The sequence below is a fragment of the Arthrobacter sp. NtRootA1 genome, assembly GCF_019976975.1.
Taxonomy (GTDB): Bacteria; Actinomycetota; Actinomycetes; order Actinomycetales; family Micrococcaceae; genus Arthrobacter; species Arthrobacter aromaticivorans.
In genome coordinates this window covers 3,748,743-3,766,328 of record NZ_AP024630.1, presented here as the reverse complement: position 1 = coordinate 3,766,328, position 17,586 = coordinate 3,748,743, and the positions used below count along the sequence as shown (strand labels likewise).

The following is a 17,586-nucleotide window of genomic DNA, read 5'->3' as shown; positions in this document are numbered from 1 at the left end:
GAGATGCACGTCACGTCGCCAGGATTTGGTCTGTCATTCACCGGACGGTAATGTTGTTCTTGCGACGCGGGGTGGAGCAGTTCGGTAGCTCGCTGGGCTCATAACCCAGAGGTCACAGGTTCAAATCCTGTCCCCGCAACTGGAGAAAAGATCCGGATCAGTATTTACTGGTCCGGATCTTTTGTATTCCCCGGGTGTTTGGGCCGGAGTTGGCGCAGGGTCAGGGGCAGGCTCGGAAGGTCGATTTCGCCGCAGAGCCTGGCGACCATTTGCTGGCCAACCCCAGGGCCGTGATCTGCAGCACCTTCAACCCATTATGGTCATAAGCACCCTGCCTGGTGCGGTAGAGTTGTTCTTGCGACGCGGGGTGGAGCAGTTCGGTAGCTCGCTGGGCTCATAACCCAGAGGTCACAGGTTCAAATCCTGTCCCCGCAACTGGAGAAAGGTCCGGATCAGTTTCACTGATCCGGACCTTTTGTTTGTGCGGCACAGGCCCGGCCGTGCCGGTGTTCGCGTTCAGTGCCGGTGCTAGCATCAAATCCGGAACGGCTGCACGCCGGGAATGGATGGGAAGGCCGGATGGTCAAGGAAGACTACAACCAGGGCCTGGATCGACACGCCCTGCAGAGGAACAGCCCTGTAGCGGTTTACCAGCAGGTTGCAGACGTACTGACGGATCAAGTCAGCCGGTTGGAACCGGGCGCACGGATCCCGACCGAAGAATCATTGATGGACGAGTACGGGATCAGTCGTACTACGGTCCGCAAGGCGATAGAAAGCCTTGTTGTGAAGGGGCTGCTTGTTCGCCGGCAGGGCAAGGGAACTTTCGTCATGGCCCAGCGTCCGGTACGGATGCTGAACCGCCTGGCGCCCTTCATGGAGACGTTCACAGCGGCAGGAATGAAGACTGTCAAAGGCCTGATTGAATACAAATGGATGGAGAAGGATAGGTCGGTGCCAGCCAAGCTGGTATCCGATGACAACCTTGTCCTCGTGATCCGTCGCTCCTATTCAAGCGGCGGTTGGCCCTATGCCATCGCGGAGATCTTCATTCCCTCGCACATTGGCCGTCACATCAGCCTCGCGGACGCCGAGCGCAATTCCATCTACCAGGTGATCCAGGACCGGACATCCAAGCCCCTCCAGCGTGCTGAAATCAACGTCACGATGCACGCCCCGCCGGAGCACCTCGCTGATGCCCTGAATGTCCGCGAATTTCCCATGGTTCCGCGCTTGGAAAGGACCACGCTGGGAGCACACGGTGAAGTCCTGGAATGCACTGTGACATATTTTCACCCAAAGGGCTTCGAAATTCGTGCTGAAGTGGCCACAGATGCCAGCCCCAGCCAGGATCCATTGGAGGCCTCCCCGCTGTAGGCAAAGTTCTGCACAGAGAACGAAATGGCCGGACCCCGAAGAGGGATCCGGCCAGTTTTCATGGTTCAGGCAACATCAAAGGGCTGCCATGCCCTACGTTGTTAGAGCTTGTCGAAGTCGGTTTCGTCGATGGTTGCACCGCTGGAGGCAGGGGCACCGGCCCCGATCGCAGGCTTGCTGCCGCCGGACTTCAGAGCTGCCAGACGCGCCTCAATTTCGGTCTGCTCCCCAAGGTCTTCCAGCTGGTTGAACTGGGCGTCCAAGCTGGATGCAGCAAGTTCCTGCTGGCCCAGGACCTTGGCCTCCTCGCGGCGAATCTTCTCTTCGAAGCGGCCAACTTCACTCGTGGGGTCCATGATGTCGATGCTCTTCAGGGCATCGTGCACCTGCGACTGCGCAGCAGCGGTCTTGGAACGGGCCACGAGTTCATTGCGCTTGGCAGTGAGTTGGTTGAGCTTGTTCTTCATTTGGTCAAGCCCGCTCTTGAGCTTGTCCACAACCTCAGTCTGGGACGCAATGCTGGGCTCGGCGGCCCTGGCTTCGGACTCTGCCGTCATTTGGCGTTGGATGGCAACCTTGGCCAGATTATCGAATTTCGTGGCATCCTCGGTATCCCCGGCAGCACGGTATTCGTCGGCCTTGCGTGACGCGGCAAGGGCTTTGTTGCCCCAGTCCTGGGCGTTCTTGACGTCTTCGTTGTAGTCGGCCTGCAGCATGCGGAGGTTCCCGATGGTCTGAGCCACTGCGGACTCGGCCTCAGCAATGTTGTTCGTGTAGTCGCGGACCATCTGGTCCAGCATCTTCTGCGGGTCCTCAGCCTGGTCCAGCAAAGCGTTGATGTTTGCTTTGGCGAGCTGCGAGATCCGACCGAAAATGGACTGCTTAACCATGGTGTTGCCTTTCGTCCTGCTCAGTGGAAGCCACTGAAATCAGTGATCAGTTGTTGTACCGCTCCTAGACGGGGCATGGACCCCATCTAAACTGTGGGGCTAGAAACTTCCGGAGTCGCCGCCACCGAAGTCTCCTCCACCGCCGCCCCAGTCGCCGCCGCCGGAGTCGCCGCCGAAGAACCCGCCGCCGCCACCGCCGTCGCTGTGGCCGCCGCCCCAACCGCCGCCACCGCTGTTGAAGATGGAGTTAATCAGAATGCCGCCGAGGATCGCGCCTCCAAGACCGCCACCTCCGCCGCCACCGCCGAACATGCCACCGCGGCCGTAGCCTTGATCGGCATAGCCGAAGTGGTCGACGTCGGCCTGCGCCAGCTGTGCTGCCTGCGCGGCGAGTGAGTGTGCCTGCTGGGCATAGGTCAGAGCCGTCACCGGGTCATTGCGCGAGATCGACAAAGCATAGTCGAGATTGCGCTGGGCCTCGGCGAGCCGGGTGCGGGCCTCCGTGCCAACGCCACCCCGACGGGCCGTGATGTAATCCGAGGTAGCACTGATCTGGGCCTGTGCCGCCATGATGGTTTGCTGCAAGGATGCTTGGGCACGGCGGGCCTGTTCCTGCTGGTCCCGGATGCCGGACAACGACTGATCAAGCGCCTGGTGCGCTGTTTCTACGCGGGTCAACGTAGCAATGGGGTCGATCTTGCCACCTTGGATTTCAGCCTTGACTTGACCCAGCGCCGCCTCCACACCAGCCACGGGCCCAGCGAGTTCGGGATGTTCACCCGACTGGATCATGGCCCTGGCCTGCGCGAGGTCCTGGCTGGTCTCCGCAACCGCGCTTTCCAGCGATGCGCGTGCCTCGTCAAGGCTGCCTGCAGTCTTGGAGATGGCATCGATCAGGACGTTTGTCTGGTGCAGGCTCTCTTCGGCAGCGCGGACAGCTACGGCAGCCAGGCTGTTTTCGCCGGCAGCCAGTTTTTCCTGGGCGGTGGTGGTAGCGTTCTGCACGAAAGCAAGGCGTTCCTTGGCCTGCAGGATGTTGTCTGAGACCTGCGTCAAGGCAGATTCGGCGTACTTACTGCGGAGGCCCTCGAGGGATTGCTCTGCGGTGGCGATCCTGGAGTCGGCCTCCCGGGCGCCTGCGGTGACTGTGGCCAACGCTTGCGGGGCCTTCTTCTCGAGTTCACGAAGGGAGTCGAAGTCCGCTTTCTGGTCACGTAGTGATGCGAGTGCCGCTTCTGAACGGCGAATAATCTCTCCGAGCCATGTGCGCTGTTGTTCCTCGGTGTCCGGTATATGGTCGTCCAGCTGCTGTTGCAACTTGAACGATTCGGTCATATGGGCTTTGGCTTCCTGCAGGGCCTTGGTGAAGTTGCCAATCGCAGAGTCACCGTATTGGGCCTGGGCGAAGCCGAGCTCCTGTTCGCTGGACTTGATGGCGTCATCAGCTTCGATCAGCAGCGAGCCGCTCTTCTGGCGCAGCTCTGGAATACTCAGTGCTGCCAGCGGGTCAAGCTCTTGTCCTTGCGGGCCGTAGCTGGCACTGGACGCCTGGCCGGCCTTCTTGCGCCGGTTTCGCAGGTAGAGATAGGTGGCCGCGCCCCCTGCTGCTACTACGCCAACACCGACGAGGACTCCGGCACTGCCGTTGCCGCTTGGCACGGTACCGCTTCCACCGCCTGCCGCGTCGCCAATGGCAGCAGCGGTGTCAATGGCGGCCTGGGCGTAGTCCTTCTTGCCGCCGCCCAGGTTCGCTGCCACGGCATTCTGCGCGATGGTGGACTGCTTGGAGTAAATGGAGCTCCCGGAATTCAAGGCAAAGTTGTACTGGCCGGCTGTGGATATCGCCAAGATTGCATCGGCCTTGCCCATGCCCTTCTTCGTGGCAACTGCCTTAACCCAGTCCGCAGGGGAGGAAGGGTTTTCGAAGGAGTTCACCGTAACCACGTACAGGTTGTACTTGTGGTCCTTGAGGGTCTTCTGGATGGCGTCCTGAACTTCGCCCTTCCGGCTGCCAAGGACGTTGGCGTCATCGACGATGTTTGTGCCGGACGGTATGGTCACCGGATCCGCAGCCCAGGCGGCGCTGGCCGGGAGGGCCAACATTCCAGCCACGCCAATCACGGCGAGTACACGTTTCACTATTGACCGCATGTGCAACCCTTCAGCACGTCTGCGACTGGAACAAGGCGAACCAATCGTCACAGAATGCTCAGCGCCCCCACGCATGGTTTGTAAAGCCGCAGGTCGCTGTGGCAATTCCACTTGATTCTATGGTGCACCCCATACCCCGTCCACAGCCTTGAATATGCCACCAGCGAAACACAGGAGAAACGCGCGATGCCTGGGCGTTGAGGCTCTGTGCGGTTGCCATGTGGCCTCAACGCGGGCTCTGTTGGAGCACGGCCAACGGCTTTCAGGAAGCTCCCAGCGAACGTCCGATTTTGTTCCAGTAAAAAAGGCCATAGTTATGGAAGACAAGGATGAAAGGAAGACCCATGACGGAGAACCCAGCGCAGGGCACCGCACCAGAGAACCGTGATCCGTCCGAGCCGCGGGATCCCGCTGCGAGGCCTGACTCCGCTGCCACCCACCAGCAGCCGCAGCGGCAGGCGCAGCAGTCTGGCTGGAACTCCGGGCAGGGAACCGGTCCGCATGCAACGACTCCGCTGCCGGCCTTTCAGCCGCCGGCCCAACCGGCACCTCACACCAATGCAAACCAAGGTCTGCACACCAACACACGCCCTGACGGCAACCCGGGTTCCCAGGGAAGCACCGGCCAGCAGGGAAGCACCGGCCAGCCTCACGGAAACACAGGCCAGCCGCAGTACTACGGCGGTCCCCAGCACCAAGACCCGGGGCATCGTCCCAACTACCCGCAGCACCAGCCGTTTTATGGCGGAGGCAGCAATCCAGGGAACCCAAACCTCCACAGCGCTCCGGGCCAGCAGTCCTCCCTTGGCACCAAGCGCAAGCCGGCATTCGGTATCGGAACGCTCATAGCCAGCATCCTTGCCGCCGGCCTCGTAGGTGGCGGTGTGGTGGCAGGCAGCACCGCGCTTTTGGACAACCCGGCACCGGCGGCCTCAAGTGGTGGCCAGTCGAGCACGGTGATCGTGAATAACAAGGACGACGTCAACGTCATCACGGCAGCAGCAGCCAAGGCGTCGCCGAGCGTAGTCACCATCAAGGCAACCAGTGGAAACGAGGGCGGAACAGGGTCCGGCATTATTATCGATGACCAAGGCCACATCCTGACCAACACCCACGTCGTCACGCTGGATGGTGCAACATCCAATGCTGCCATCGAGGTCCGTACAAGTGACGGAAAGGTTCTCAAGGCGAAGGTTGTTGGAACCGATCCGCTCTCCGACCTCGCAGTTATCAAGGTGGACGATACGTCCGGTTTGGTGCCGGCCACACTCGGGGATTCCTCGAAAATCAACGTGGGCGATACCGCCGTTGCGATTGGTTCGCCGCTTGGCCTAACGGGCACTGTCACGGACGGTATTGTCTCCACCCTCAACCGCACCATTAGCGTCGCTTCCTCTGCCGCCCCGAAGGAAGGCACTGACAATTCCCAGGGCGGTGACCAGGGCTTCCAGTTTGCACCTCCAGGTGGGGGCCAGAGCCAGCCCAGTGCCAATGAGGGCTCGATTTCGATCAACGTGATCCAGACAGACGCAGCCATCAACCCGGGCAATTCGGGTGGTGCGCTGGTAAACAGCAAGGGCGAGATCATCGGCGTCAACGTGGCTATTGCTTCGGCGGGCAGTGGCACAGCGGATTCCTCCACCGGAAACATCGGTGTGGGCTTCAGCATTCCGATCAATCACGCAAAGCGCGTTGCGCAGGAAATCATCGATACCGGCAAGGCAAGCCATGGCCAGTTTGGTGTCTCTGTACGATCGAAGTCGTCCACGAACAATGATTCAGGGTTCTCGGTTGGCGCAGAGGTGGCCTCGGTGACAACGGGTTCGGCCGCGGCCAAGGCAGGCATCAAGGTTGGCGACGTCGTCACCAAGTTCGGTGACTACCAGGTGACTGATCCCAACCAATTGACCGCGGCCGTCCGCGAACAGCCCGCCGGTGCCAAGGTCAAGGTAACCATTCAGCGCAACGGCCAGCCGCAGGAAGTAGAAGTTACTTTGGACGCCGCACAGCAGTAACAACCCCAACAGCAGGAACCTGCTGGCAAAGCGGACGACGGCGGGTGCCACCTCACAGGTGTCACCCGTCCTCCTGTTGACGCAGGCGTTGTGCCTCTGTTGACGTAGCTCATGAAACAGGCGTTAACGCACAGTCGTTTTTCTGCGGGTTTCTGCGGGCAATATGCTTAGCTAGGGGAAGCCCACGCGCTGGGCAATTCACGGCCACGCTCCTGCGGTTGGCCGTCCACAAGCATGGAAGGCTGCTTCGAAGACAGTGGAAGAGACATTGAAGATTGTCGTTCTGGTCAAGCACGTCCCGGACGCGCAGTTCGACCGGCACATCACCGGACCCGGCAACACGACTGACCGCGATGAGAGCATCTTGTCCGAACTTGACGAGTACGCCCTTGAGGCAGCACTGCAGCTGGCTGAAGAGCGTGGCGGGGCCAAAGCCGGCAACGAGGTCATTGCCCTCAGCATGGGACCCTCCGGTGCGGTAAACGCAGTCAAGAAGTCGTTGCAGATTGGCGCCTACTCCGGAGTCCACCTGAGCGATGACGCGCTGGCTGGTTCGGACGCCGCTGCCACCTCGTTGGCGCTTGCAGCCACCATCCGCCATCTCTCCGCAGACGGACGCCCGGTGGACCTGGTCCTGACCGGCATGGCTTCCACGGACGGCGAGACCTCGCTCATCCCGGCCCAGCTGGCCGAGCGGTTGTCGCTCCCGCAGCTTACGTTTGCATCCAGCCTCGAGGTTAACGGCGGAACCGTCGTGGCACGTCGCGATGCCGGCTCCCACTCGGAAACCGTCGAAGCGCAGCTCCCGGCGCTCGTCTCGGTCACAGACCAGATCAATGAACCGAGATACCCCAATTTCAAGGGAATCCTGGCAGCCAAGAAGAAGAAGATTGCCTCGTTGTCGCTTGCCGATATCGGTGTCGATCCTTCCGAGGTAGGCCAAGCAGGCTCGTGGACAGTTGTGGAGTCTGCAGCTGCCCGCCCGCCCAGGACCGCAGGTACGATCATCACCGACGAGGGCGACGCCGGCATCAAGCTCGTCGACTTCCTGGCCGCACAGAAGCTGCTCTAAAGGACTCCAACCATGGCTAATGCACTTGTTTTCATTGATAACCCCGGGGCCGCGCTCAAGAAGAGCAGTTTGGAGCTCCTGACCCTAGCGCGGAAGCTGGGGGAGACCGCCGTCGCGATCAACGGTGAATTAACCGACGACGTCGCTGCCACCTTGGGTGCCTATGGCGTGGCGACGATCTACCAGCCCTCCGTGGAGGACCTTGACGACTACCTGGTTGCGCCAAAGGCCGGCTACCTCGCGGCTGCAGTGGCGGCTTCAGGCGCCACGGCTGTCCTGATCGAAAACTCGCCCGAGGGCAAAGAGATCGCGGGACGACTCGGCATTAAGTTGAACGCCGGAGTCATCACGGATGTCGTTGGTCTGGATGCGGATGGCACCGCCCACAAGTCGGTTCTCGCGGGTTCGTACAACACCACGGCGAAGGCCACCACTCCAGTGTCGGTCTTTTCGGTAAAAGCGAACATCGTCGAAACAGAGCCTGCAGGCGCAGCCACAGCTCCCACGACAGCCAAGGTTGAGGTTCCTGCGGACGCAGCAGCTAATGCGGCCCGGATCTCTTCCCGCACGGAGAAGCCCGCCAGTGGCCGGCCCGACCTCAGCGAGGCCCGGATCGTCGTGGCCGGCGGGCGGGGTGTCGATGGCGACTTTGGCCCCTTGGAAGAACTCGCTGATGCTCTTGGTGCTGCCGTTGGCGCTTCCCGTGCAGCAACAGATGCTGGCTGGATTGGCCACGACGCGCAAGTGGGCCAAACCGGTGTGACTGTCTCTCCGCAGCTGTATATTTCGGCAGGCATCTCAGGAGCAATCCAACAAAAGGCTGGAATGCAGACATCCAAGGTCATTGTGGCCATCAACAAGGATGCAGAGTCTCCTGTCTTTGAGATCGCGGACTTCGGCATCATCGGCGATCTGTTCAAAGTCGTGCCGCAGGCAACAGCTGAGATCAAAAAGCGGAAAGGCTGATCCCTTTGACTTCTGGCGTTCCGTCAGCAAAGAGCCCGTTCAACGCCTCCACGGAGCGTGTTGAGCGGGTGCTTTGTTTTACTGCCCATCCTGACGACATCGACTTTGGAGCTGCAGGAACCATAGCTGCCTGGACTGCTGCGGGCGTTCAGGTCACCTACTGCATCATGACTGACGGCGACGCCGGCGGGTTTGATCCCGTTGACCGGGAACGCATTATCGAACTCCGTGCCACCGAACAGCAACGCGCAGCCGAGTTGGTGGGAGTCAACGACATCCGGTACCTGCACGAACACGACGGCTACCTCGAGCCGACACACAACGTCATCAAGCAGGTTGTGAAGCTCATTCGGGAAGTCCGCCCGGACATCGTGTTGACCATGCACCCGGAACGGAACTGGGACCGCCTTCAGAAGAGCCACCCCGACCACCTCGCAGCCGGGGAAGCCGTGACCAGGGCGGTATATCCCGCTGTGGAGAATCCCTTTGCGTACCCTGAGTTGGCTGAGGCCGGACTCGCGGCCTACAAACTGCCCTGGCTCTGGTTTATCTCCAGTCCAGCGGACCGTGAGAACCATTTCGTGGACGTCACCAAGCATGTTGATGCCAAGCTCGATGCGATCCGCATCCACGCGAGCCAGCACCCGGACATAGAGGGGATGGAGCGCGTGGTCCGTGGCATGTTGATGGCCAATGGTGCGCGTGCAGGGCTTCCTGCCGGGACCAGTGCTGAGAGTTTCCACGTGGTGTCCGTCAACGGATCCAGTACTATCGCCGGCTTCTGACATTGCCGATATGTAACCCGTGTCATATGCTGGACCTCGGTTAAATCATATTTATTCGAGGAAGGCAGACTTTGATGGCGAAGACTGCACAGCAACCCGTACTGGTGATTATGGGAGTCTCCGGTTCGGGCAAGTCGACAGTAGCCGGCGTACTGGCCGGAAAGCTTGGATGGGATCTCGCCGAAGGCGACGACCTCCATCCGGAAGCGAATGTGGCCAAGATGCACTCGGGCCAGGCACTCAGCGATGAGGACCGGTGGCCTTGGCTTGGCATCATTGCCGACTGGATCCGGGAACACACCGATGCCGGTACGCCGGCCATCATCACGTGCTCGGCATTGAAGAAGAAGTACCGCGACGTACTCCGGGGCGAAGGGGTTGTCTTCGTTTTCCTGCAAGGGAGCAAAGACAAGATCTCGGACCGGCTCGCGTCGCGGCACGGCCACTTCATGCCGCCGTCGCTCCTGGAGTCCCAGTTTGAAGCACTCGAGGAACCCACGGAAGACGAGAACTATATCTCGCTGTGTGTTTCAGCATCGCCCGCTGAGGAAGCGGACGAAGTCATCGAGCGGCTCGGCTTGCGCCCCGTGGGTGCAGGTTCCGAAGCGAGCGCCACGTGATCGCCGTGGAAACTGCCACGCAGGTACAGGAGTGGACCGGGCACGACACCCAGCTTCTTGTGGTGGCAGCCGTGGGCATTGCCCTGATCGTGGTTCTGATCGCAAAGCTGAAACTCCACCCATTCCTGGCGCTGGTGCTGGGCTCGGCGTTTGTCGGCCTCGCCTCGGGCGTGGAACTGGGCAAGGTCATTACCAACTTTGAGGACGGAGTTGGCGGCGTCCTCAAGGAAGTCGGCCTGCTGATTGCCTTGGGCGCAATGCTTGGCAAGTTGCTTGCGGACTCCGGTGGAGCCAACCGGGTAGTGGACACCTTGTTGGCCAAAGCCACCGGCAACAAGATCGTCTGGATGATCACGCTCGTGGCAGTGATCATTGGCCTGCCGATGTTCTTCGAGATCGGTCTTGTGCTCCTGCTTCCCGTGATTGTCCTCGTGACGCAGAGATCCGGGATGAAGCTCATGCGCATCGCAATCCCGGCTTTGGCGGGCCTTTCAGTGCTCCATGGCTTGGTGCCCCCGCACCCGGGGCCGCTGATTGCCATCAGCGCTGTGAAAGCCGAATTGGGAACAACACTGGGCCTGGGCATTCTCGTGGCCATTCCCACGGTCATCATTTGTGGACCGCTTTTCTCGCGGCTGGCTGCGCGGTGGGTTCCGGTGGACGCTCCCGCCGTGGCGGGTGGCATCGACACCCAGCACCGCGCTGACCTCAGCGACGTCAAGCGCCAGCCCTCGTTCCTGGTGACGCTGCTGACCATTATTTTCCCGGTAGTCCTCATGCTGCTAAAGGCTTTGGGTGACATCATCTGGCCGGACGCCGCAACCGCTCCGATGATCAGGATCTTCTTCGATTTCGTGGGCCAGCCCCTGGTGGCCATGACACTGGCCGTACTCGCTGCCATTGTGAGCTTCGGGTATGCAGTGGGATTCACCGGCAGCAAGATCACTGCCAAGCTGGGCGACAGCCTGGGCCCGATCGCAGCAATCCTTCTGATTGTTGGAGCTGGCGGTGGGTTCAAGCAGACATTGATTGGTGCCGGCGTGGGCGACGCCGTCAAGAAGTGGGCGGAAGGGGCCAACATGTCCGTCCTCGTGCTGGGCTTTATTGTGGCGGTGGCTCTCCGGCTCGCCACAGGCTCGGCAACTGTTGCAACCGTGACTGCCGCCGGCATTGTCGCGCCCCTGGCCAGCAGCTTGACCCCAACCCACGCGGCACTGCTCGCCTTGGCGATCGGTGCAGGCTCATTGTTCCTTTCGCACGTGAATGATGCCGGTTTCTGGCTGGTCAAGGAGTTGTTCGGCCTAACAGTCGGGCAGACCTTCAAGACCTGGTCTGTGATGGAGACATTGATCTCCCTGGTTGGGTTCGGCTTCGTGATGCTGTTGTCGCTCGTGTTGTAGCTGCCGGTCAACTGCAGGCAAGAACGACGGCGGCCGCCCCACCTTGGTGGGACGGCCGCCGTCGGGCCTTAAGCGTTGGGGCCAGCCTTGGCTGACATCAGGCGCTCAGCGGAACCACCAACACAGGCGGCTGCGTGGGCGAGCTTGATCCGCCAGCGGGCTCCACCGTAATGGCCACCGAGGAAGCTGAGGACAATCCCTTCACCACTGCCGGCTTGGACAACGTCTCGGCGTCCATAGTGCCCTGCGGCACGGGGGCTGACCCATCCTTCGGCAACGTCCACAACTGGTAGACCTTACCGTCGGGGGCCGGGGCTACGCCGTCCATCAGCACCACAAAGGAGTCCTTGGTGGAGGAAGCTGAAATTGTAGCCGTCCCGCCGCCGGGAACCTGGGCCGTCTTCTTTTGGACATCCTGGGCCTGCAGGACCTGGTTCACGGGATCGTTCTGGCCGGCAACGTACACGCCGACACCTACGCCACCCAAAGCGATGACGGCAGCAGCCGCTGCGCCAACCAGCCATGCGCGTCCCCGCCCGAGGCGGCGTTCTCCGCGCTTGGTCCTGGCGCGGGCCAGTTCGTCGAGGATTGGCTCCGCCTCTACATTAATGCCGGTCCTGGCGGGGGAGTCCATGGCAGATTCCCGGTTGATCCGGTCCATAATGTTGGCGAAGACGGCAGGGGGCGGTTCTTCTTCAGGAGTGAAACCCACCACCAGGGTCTCGCGGGCCTGCCGGACCCGCTCCTGGAACGCTGGACCTTCCGGAGCGTCCTTGACGTATTCGTCAATCAGTGCCCGTTCGGATTCAGTGACGGCGTCCAAGGCATAGATTTCCGCGAGTTCGAGGACACGGCCCTCGGCCAAGTCGGTTGCGATGTCATTGGCGAACATTCTGCGGACAAATCCTCCACCGTTGTTCTCGCTCATTCAGCCCACCCCCAAGCAGGTCTTCAAGCGCAGGAGTCCGTCGCGAATGCGGGACTTGATGGTGGGAACTGCGGCACCGAGGTGCTCAGCGACCTCCCGGTAAGTGAGCCCACCGTAATAGGCAAGGCGGACGGACTCGCGCTGGGTGTCCGTCAAAGTGCCCAGGCACCGGCTGACTGCCTCGGCCTCAAAGTTTGTGTCGGCTTCTTCGGACACGACGTCGCGATCAAGTTCCTGGCTCGCCGCCCCGTATCGGGCTTCGCGGTCTGTGGCCGCCTGGACGGCACGGACGCGATCGATGGCCCGGCGGTGCGCGATGGTCATCAGCCAAGCCAGGGGGCTGCCGGCCGCGGGGTCGAATTTTGCGGCGCCTTGCCAGACCTGGATGAAGACTTCCTGGGTGGCATCCTCACTCAGTTCGGAATCGACCAGGACGCGCCTGGCCATGCCGAAGACGCGTTTGGACGTCAATCGGTAGAACTCGGCAAAGGCCTCTTGGTCGCCAGCTGCAACCAACTCAAGCAGTCCCGCGAGCTGCGGGTTCAGGTCTTTCGCGGTCCCGGAAGTCTCGACGACCGGGGGACCGGGATTGTTGGGGGTGTCCATCACTGTCCAGCATAAGTCGTGCGGTTTGAAACGGGCAGCACGAGGGAGTGGCGCGGCGGTGCAGCTTGCCGTCACTACCCTGGCCTCGAGCGCGCTCATGTGGCTCCCTCATCGAATGTCCAAAGCAGGAATTCATCCTGCATAGGTTATTCGCAGCTGCGGGCGCCGTGGATGGGCTACACCTTGGCGCCGGCAAATCCGTTCTGGCGCCACGCCTCGAAAACGGCGATGGACGCGGCGTTTGCCAGGTTCAGTGAACGCAGGGAAGGCCGCATCGGGAGCCGCACCCGGGCAGTGACGTGCGAATCCTTCTTCAGCCAATCCGGGAGCCCGACAGATTCAGGGCCGAACATCAGTACGTCACCCTCACGGTAGTTGATATCCGTGTAGGACGTTTCGCCGTCGGACGTAAACGCAAACACACGCTCAGGCTGCAGGGCTGCCCATGCCGCGTTGATGTCCTTATGGACCGTGACGACGGCGAGATCGTGGTAGTCCAGGCCCGCCCGGCGCAGCTTGGCATCGGAAAAGTCAAAGCCCAGAGGCTCCACCAGATGGAGTTCGGCGCCGGTGATGGCGGCCAAACGAATAGCGTTGCCCGTATTGCCCGGGATTTCTGGAGTGTGGAAGAGGATGCGGAACACCGTCCCATCCTAGCCAGTCCCGTCCCAGCCGGTCCCATTGCAGCCGGTCCCATTGCGTTGGCTTCATTCTGAGCCACCCAGTGCCGGCGAAAGCAAGATGTCAGTGCATGCCGCGGAGCAAGCGGGCAAGAACTGGAACCACCACCGTGTTGGGTGCTGGTCCTGAAGCAAGGAACTGCTTCAAACCGCGGACCAATCCTGCACCATTGACCACCTCAACCGCGTTATGGCTGGACTGTCCTTTGCCGTACTGGTCAATGACCGGTTCGTGCAGGTTGCCGTCAGGACTGTGCAGGACCACCCAGCCGGTGACGTTCAACTCAGGGAAGAGGTCCTGCATGTGGCGGACAATGTGGGCCAGCTGCGGCGGAGCCACAGACCGGCCGCCGTGGCGCAGCGAATTGCCGTCCCATGCATAGGCGCCCTTGGGCAACAGCATGGAACCAACCAACGCCAGCCGGTAGCCGGAAAGCACCGCGTGGTCGATGTGGTTGTTGTCAGAGGGGGAGCGGAGCCCATTGATGAGCCTTGCGGCGGGGATGGCGGGCAGGACCTGCCTGCTGATGAGCTGAACCGTACGCATCTCGCGCTGGATGCGCGCTTCGGCACCGAATATGCCACGTTTTCGCGGCAATCCATGGACCTGTTGGGCGGCTTCCGCTTTTGAAATGAGCGGAACCTCCAGCGGGTCATCAAAGGCCGGAACGTAAACGGGCGGATCGCCTGCCGTGTTGCGCTGGGCCTGCGGACGCCTGACCCCGGCACTGGTGGCCGGACCGGGCGCAGATGCACCCGTATAGTCTCCCGGACGCGGTTGGCTGCGTCCGGAAGCGCCGCTGGCATACCTGCGGTCATACTCGGCCCGCCGCTTCGGATCAATCAGGGTCTCATACGCGAGCGTTACGCGACGGAACATTTCGGCCTCGCCGCCGTGATCGGGGTGGGCCATCCGGGCGGCCTTCCGATAGGCCACCTTGATCTCCTTGTCAGTCGCAGTGACGGACACGCGAAGAACCTGATAGTGGGAACTGCTGCCCTCGGCCAAGCACAGGCCCTTCTCTAGGATGGTGGTCCGCTCCACTCGCGGGGCGGTATGGCCAGTTTATCCAGCCACTATGAGAACGTCGGCAGCGGGCGCGGTGGTTCCCGGCTGGCATAATTCAGCAGGTGAATCCTCCGGCGCCCAAGAATCCCACGCACTCGGCGGAGAAGATCGCCCTTGCCATAAATCCAACAGCATCGTTCGGCCGTCGCGGCCTCGCCGGGGACGAGGCGGCAGCCTCGCTTCGCGCTGGCGGTTGTGACGTCGTCGTGCTGGAAGCAGGAAGCTATGACGACGTCCGAACCCTGGTTGATGAGGCAATAACTGCAGGCATCAGTGCGCTGGTTGTGGTGGGCGGGGACGGCATGGTCCATTTGGGTGTCAATGCGCTCGCCGGAAAGGACGTTCCCCTGGGAATTGTTCCCGCTGGCACTGGCAATGATGTTGCCAGGTTGCTGGGCTTGCCACTCAAGGACACAAAGGCGGCGTGCGATCGTTTGCTGGCGTCAATGCCATCGGGCGGGCGGAAGATCGACGCCGGACGCGTCACCGCAGGCGGCCGAAGCAGCTATTTTGCGGGGGTCCTGTCTGCTGGATTTGACGCTGCCGTCAATGAGAGGGCGAACTCGTGGCGTTGGCCCAAGGGAAAGAGCCGTTACAACCTGGCGATGCTCCGGGAACTCGGTTCCTTCCGGCGTATCGAATACACAGTTACGGCCGACGGCGGGCAGTGGCGCCAACCGGCGTTGCTGATTTCCGTGGCGAACGGCCAATCGATCGGCGGCGGGATGAGAATAACGCCCAATGCTTTACCCGACGACGGGTGGCTGGATTTGTTCATCGTCAAGCCGTTATCGCGGCTGAATTTCCTGGCAGTGTTTCCCAAGGTGTTCGCCGGCAAACACCTTGGCCATCCGGCCGTGGAGATCCGCCGGGTCCGGAAGGTGCGGCTGGAGGCAGAAGGCGTTGTGGCTTACGCCGACGGCGAGCGCGTGGGCAGGTTGCCTGTGGAGGTCGAGGTTGTGCCCGGGGGTCTGCGCGTCCTTGCATAGTTGAACTGCCCGGAGCCGTTTGACCAGTCTGAGGTCCGCCGGCCACGGTCCGCTGTGGCGGGAGGTTAGACTCGATCGCGGCAGACGTGGCTGGCCGGCAAAAGAAAGGATCGCCAATGACGCGGGGTGTTGGACGACGGCAGTTCCGGGCGTTGGTGGGCGCTGTACCTGGTTTGGGCGTCGTGCCTGCTGTGGCTGCTTTGGGTGCGCTGCTTGCCGGATGCAGTGTGAACGTGCCTGACCCCGCAGCACCGAAGCCTTCACCTTCGGAGTCGACGCTTTCCACCCCAACCATCACGCCCGGACACGATGCTGAGGCTCTCGCCGCGAAGGACCTGCCTTTGGACGCGGGAGGAACTTTGGCGCCCGGAGACCCGGTATTAGTGTCCAGCCGCCTGGAGGAGGCGCCAGGATGGTCCGTTGTGCACTCCGGCTTGCAAGGTGAAACCCGGTACGCAAAGACAGATGGGTGCGCGGTGGTTGTCCGGGTCAGCCTTAACCAGGGGCCATTGGTAGTGCCGGGGGATGACGCCGCGTCCACGAAGGAACTGTTCCGTTACGTGGTTCCAGGCATCGCTGTGGACAAGCTAACGCCGGCCTCATTGCGGTGGGGCCAGGATTCGGGCAAGCCGGAGCATAGCGTGGAATTATTGGCCTTGGAATCAGCTCCGGCTTCCGGCGGTGTCGCTTCCGTGGTCCTTGCCAGGCTCTTCAGCAGCCCGGCTTCCTCTGTTTACATATCGGTTGCTTGTCCGGATAGCGGGACCCTGGCCAAGGCCAGGGCTGAGGTCCAGTCCCGGTTGGCCGTGGTCCCACCAGCCTGAGAGTTATTTCTTGAACGCGGTGGCCAGGCGGTTCAACGCGAGTGCTCCCACCAGCAGGCCGAAGTCCCTCAGCGCTACGTCGAAGAACGAGCCAAGCACCAGCAGGTTGACGATGATGCCGAGCAGCCAGGCTGCGACAACGAGGGATCCCCAGCGTGGCCGCAGGGCGACGAGGATGCCGGCGATAATTTCGATGACTCCCACGCCGTACATGAAGGTCTGGGCTGAAACAGGTACCACGGCGGTGGCTGCGGGCGCCAAGTAGACAGTCCAGTCCACCAGGAGGTTGCTGAATTTATCGAGCCCGAAAATGATCGGGGCAATCGTGAAGACCGTCCTCAGGAGGAGAAAGGCCTGCCGGGAAGGGTCCCGGAGGTCGCTGTGGCTGGACTTCGGGCTCATGTGGGTGGTTGCGGCTTCCATGACGCATTCCTTTCTAAAAATAGGTAACTTGATTTTAGATCCGAGCCGAAGTTTAAGCAACGAATCTTGTTTTTAGAGATATTCTGACTGTATGACCACTGCACGCCACTCTTGGCTCCAAAGGATCTCGGCGATCGCCTCCTTGGACGACGACAACCGCAGGGTGTTGTTCGCCTACGTGCGCGGCGCCGCAGATGCGGTCGGTCGGGACGAAGCGGCCCGTGCCCTCGGTATTCCCCGAAGCACGGCCTCCTTCCATCTGGATCGTTTGGTGAAGGACGGAGTCTTGCAGGTGGAGTTCAGAAAGTCCTCTGACAAAGCCGGGCCTGGTTCGGGTCGGCCTGCCAAGCTCTACCGCCCGGCCATGGATGAGGTTGGTGCCTCTGTCCCTGAGCGCCAGTACGATCTGGCCGGGGATCTGATGGCTACGGCTATCACGCGTTCCCTGAAAGGGGAACTTCCCGTGCGGGACGCTTTGCTGGATGTTGCGGGCCGCAAGGGCCAGGAAGCGGGCCGGCCCGGCGATTTCCTGGGTGCTTTGGCGGACCTCGGCTATGAGCCAATGGCTGATGACGCGGGAGGGTACCGACTGCTTAACTGTCCGTTCCATCGGCTTTCGCAGGATCATGAGGAGGTGGTCTGCGCCATGAACGGCGCGTTCCTCAAGGGCGCGGCCACCGCATCCGGTCTTAGTGCTGACAACGTCCTTCCGGAACCTGGCCCTGGCCATTGCTGTGCCCGGATCGGCAGCTTGGAACCAGGCCCAAAAACCTGACCCCGGACCTGACGCT

17 protein-coding genes and 2 tRNA genes are annotated in these 17,586 nt (G+C 61.5%); 12 read left to right on the top strand and 7 right to left on the bottom strand.

The window, feature by feature from the left end; genetic code table 11:
• Positions 1 to 65 precede the first annotated feature (65 nt).
• The 3 genes from LDN90_RS17085 (at position 66) to LDN90_RS17075 (ending at position 1,377) form a co-directional block, all read left to right on the top strand.
• Positions 66 to 139 (top strand) — tRNA-Met (locus tag LDN90_RS17085).
• Positions 140 to 361: 222 nt separating this feature from the next.
• Positions 362 to 435: transfer RNA gene (locus LDN90_RS17080), tRNA-Met, on the top strand.
• A gap of 144 nt (positions 436 to 579) precedes the next feature.
• Positions 580 to 1,377 (top strand): GntR family transcriptional regulator, encoded by a 798-nt coding sequence (locus tag LDN90_RS17075; RefSeq protein WP_216924067.1) that lies wholly within the window; start codon positions 580 to 582, stop codon positions 1,375 to 1,377.
• A 101-nt stretch (positions 1,378 to 1,478) separates the two neighbouring features.
• Here LDN90_RS17075 and LDN90_RS17070 read toward each other — a convergent pair whose 3' ends face one another.
• Together LDN90_RS17070 and LDN90_RS17065 are read right to left on the bottom strand one after the other, a co-directional pair.
• Entirely contained in the window at positions 1,479 to 2,267 is a 789-nt protein-coding gene (locus tag LDN90_RS17070; protein WP_216924066.1) for a PspA/IM30 family protein, read from the bottom strand.
• Between the two features lie 99 nt (positions 2,268 to 2,366).
• A complete protein-coding gene (locus LDN90_RS17065; protein WP_223946437.1) occupies positions 2,367 to 4,418 on the bottom strand; it encodes a TPM domain-containing protein in 2,052 nt (683 codons plus the stop codon).
• Positions 4,419 to 4,762: 344 nt separating this feature from the next.
• Here LDN90_RS17065 and LDN90_RS17060 point away from each other — a divergent pair, with 344 nt between their 5' ends.
• The 6 genes from LDN90_RS17060 (at position 4,763) to LDN90_RS17035 (ending at position 11,276) form a co-directional block, all read left to right on the top strand.
• A complete protein-coding gene (locus tag LDN90_RS17060; RefSeq protein ID WP_223946436.1) occupies positions 4,763 to 6,433 on the top strand; it encodes a trypsin-like peptidase domain-containing protein in 1,671 nt (556 codons plus the stop codon).
• Between the two features lie 268 nt (positions 6,434 to 6,701).
• Positions 6,702 to 7,505 (top strand): electron transfer flavoprotein subunit beta/FixA family protein, encoded by an 804-nt coding sequence (locus LDN90_RS17055; protein ID WP_216924063.1) that lies wholly within the window; start codon positions 6,702 to 6,704, stop codon positions 7,503 to 7,505.
• A 12-nt stretch (positions 7,506 to 7,517) separates the two neighbouring features.
• A complete protein-coding gene (locus LDN90_RS17050) occupies positions 7,518 to 8,471 on the top strand; it encodes an electron transfer flavoprotein subunit alpha/FixB family protein (protein WP_216924062.1) in 954 nt (317 codons plus the stop codon).
• A gap of 5 nt (positions 8,472 to 8,476) precedes the next feature.
• Complete coding sequence (locus LDN90_RS17045; protein WP_223946435.1) at positions 8,477 to 9,256, top strand: PIG-L deacetylase family protein; 780 nt, start codon at positions 8,477 to 8,479, stop codon at positions 9,254 to 9,256.
• Positions 9,257 to 9,330: 74 nt separating this feature from the next.
• Positions 9,331 to 9,876 (top strand): gluconokinase, encoded by a 546-nt coding sequence (locus tag LDN90_RS17040; protein ID WP_216924060.1) that lies wholly within the window; start codon positions 9,331 to 9,333, stop codon positions 9,874 to 9,876.
• Positions 9,873 to 11,276, top strand: a complete 1,404-nt coding sequence (locus LDN90_RS17035; RefSeq protein WP_223946434.1) for a gluconate:H+ symporter — start codon at positions 9,873 to 9,875, stop codon at positions 11,274 to 11,276. The genes LDN90_RS17040 and LDN90_RS17035 overlap by 4 nt, the downstream gene beginning before the upstream one ends.
• Before the next feature lie 97 nt (positions 11,277 to 11,373).
• On the opposite strand, the gene LDN90_RS17030 is transcribed toward LDN90_RS17035, so the two are convergent.
• From LDN90_RS17030 to LDN90_RS17015, 4 genes are all read right to left on the bottom strand, one after another.
• The gene (locus LDN90_RS17030; RefSeq protein ID WP_223946433.1) at positions 11,374 to 12,204 is read right to left on the bottom strand and encodes an anti-sigma factor; all 831 of its coding nucleotides are present in this window, start codon (positions 12,202 to 12,204) and stop codon (positions 11,374 to 11,376) included.
• Entirely contained in the window at positions 12,205 to 12,810 is a 606-nt protein-coding gene (gene sigK / locus LDN90_RS17025) for an ECF RNA polymerase sigma factor SigK (protein WP_254186254.1), read from the bottom strand.
• A 176-nt stretch (positions 12,811 to 12,986) separates the two neighbouring features.
• Entirely contained in the window at positions 12,987 to 13,454 is a 468-nt protein-coding gene (locus LDN90_RS17020; protein ID WP_216924056.1) for a tRNA (cytidine(34)-2'-O)-methyltransferase, read from the bottom strand.
• A 100-nt stretch (positions 13,455 to 13,554) separates the two neighbouring features.
• Positions 13,555 to 14,499 carry a J domain-containing protein gene (locus LDN90_RS17015; protein ID WP_223949323.1) on the bottom strand — a complete coding sequence of 315 codons (945 nt, stop codon included), beginning with the start codon at positions 14,497 to 14,499 and terminating at the stop codon, positions 13,555 to 13,557.
• Positions 14,500 to 14,621: 122 nt separating this feature from the next.
• Here LDN90_RS17015 and LDN90_RS17010 point away from each other — a divergent pair, with 122 nt between their 5' ends.
• Positions 14,622 to 15,548, top strand: coding sequence for a YegS/Rv2252/BmrU family lipid kinase (locus LDN90_RS17010; protein ID WP_223946432.1), 927 nt, complete (start codon positions 14,622 to 14,624; stop codon positions 15,546 to 15,548).
• 116 nt (positions 15,549 to 15,664) lie between these two features.
• The gene (locus LDN90_RS17005; protein ID WP_223946431.1) at positions 15,665 to 16,372 is read left to right on the top strand and encodes a hypothetical protein; all 708 of its coding nucleotides are present in this window, start codon (positions 15,665 to 15,667) and stop codon (positions 16,370 to 16,372) included.
• A gap of 3 nt (positions 16,373 to 16,375) precedes the next feature.
• Here the strand turns inward: LDN90_RS17005 and LDN90_RS17000 are convergent, their stop codons facing one another.
• A complete protein-coding gene (locus LDN90_RS17000) occupies positions 16,376 to 16,795 on the bottom strand; it encodes a hypothetical protein (protein WP_216924053.1) in 420 nt (139 codons plus the stop codon).
• A 91-nt stretch (positions 16,796 to 16,886) separates the two neighbouring features.
• On the opposite strand from LDN90_RS17000, the gene LDN90_RS16995 reads away from it, so the two are divergent.
• Positions 16,887 to 17,570, top strand: coding sequence for a helix-turn-helix domain-containing protein (locus LDN90_RS16995; RefSeq protein ID WP_216924052.1), 684 nt, complete (start codon positions 16,887 to 16,889; stop codon positions 17,568 to 17,570).
• Positions 17,571 to 17,586 lie beyond the last annotated feature (16 nt).

What these genes read in the sequence shown, in the direction of transcription:
- LDN90_RS17075 (WP_216924067.1), top strand. Translation starts at nt 580, where the DNA reads ATGGTCAAGGAAGACTACAACCAGGGCCTGGATCGACACGCCCTGCAG.
- LDN90_RS17070 (WP_216924066.1), bottom strand. Translation starts at nt 2,267, where the DNA reads ATGGTTAAGCAGTCCATTTTCGGTCGGATCTCGCAGCTCGCCAAAGCA.
- LDN90_RS17065 (WP_223946437.1), bottom strand. Translation starts at nt 4,418, where the DNA reads ATGCGGTCAATAGTGAAACGTGTACTCGCCGTGATTGGCGTGGCTGGA.
- LDN90_RS17060 (WP_223946436.1), top strand. Translation starts at nt 4,763, where the DNA reads ATGACGGAGAACCCAGCGCAGGGCACCGCACCAGAGAACCGTGATCCG.
- LDN90_RS17050 (WP_216924062.1), top strand. Translation starts at nt 7,518, where the DNA reads ATGGCTAATGCACTTGTTTTCATTGATAACCCCGGGGCCGCGCTCAAG.
- LDN90_RS17040 (WP_216924060.1), top strand. Translation starts at nt 9,331, where the DNA reads ATGGCGAAGACTGCACAGCAACCCGTACTGGTGATTATGGGAGTCTCC.
- LDN90_RS17030 (WP_223946433.1), bottom strand. Translation starts at nt 12,204, where the DNA reads ATGAGCGAGAACAACGGTGGAGGATTTGTCCGCAGAATGTTCGCCAAT.
- sigK (WP_254186254.1), bottom strand. Translation starts at nt 12,810, where the DNA reads ATGGACACCCCCAACAATCCCGGTCCCCCGGTCGTCGAGACTTCCGGG.
- LDN90_RS17005 (WP_223946431.1), top strand. Translation starts at nt 15,665, where the DNA reads ATGACGCGGGGTGTTGGACGACGGCAGTTCCGGGCGTTGGTGGGCGCT.
- LDN90_RS17000 (WP_216924053.1), bottom strand. Translation starts at nt 16,795, where the DNA reads ATGGAAGCCGCAACCACCCACATGAGCCCGAAGTCCAGCCACAGCGAC.
- LDN90_RS16995 (WP_216924052.1), top strand. Translation starts at nt 16,887, where the DNA reads ATGACCACTGCACGCCACTCTTGGCTCCAAAGGATCTCGGCGATCGCC.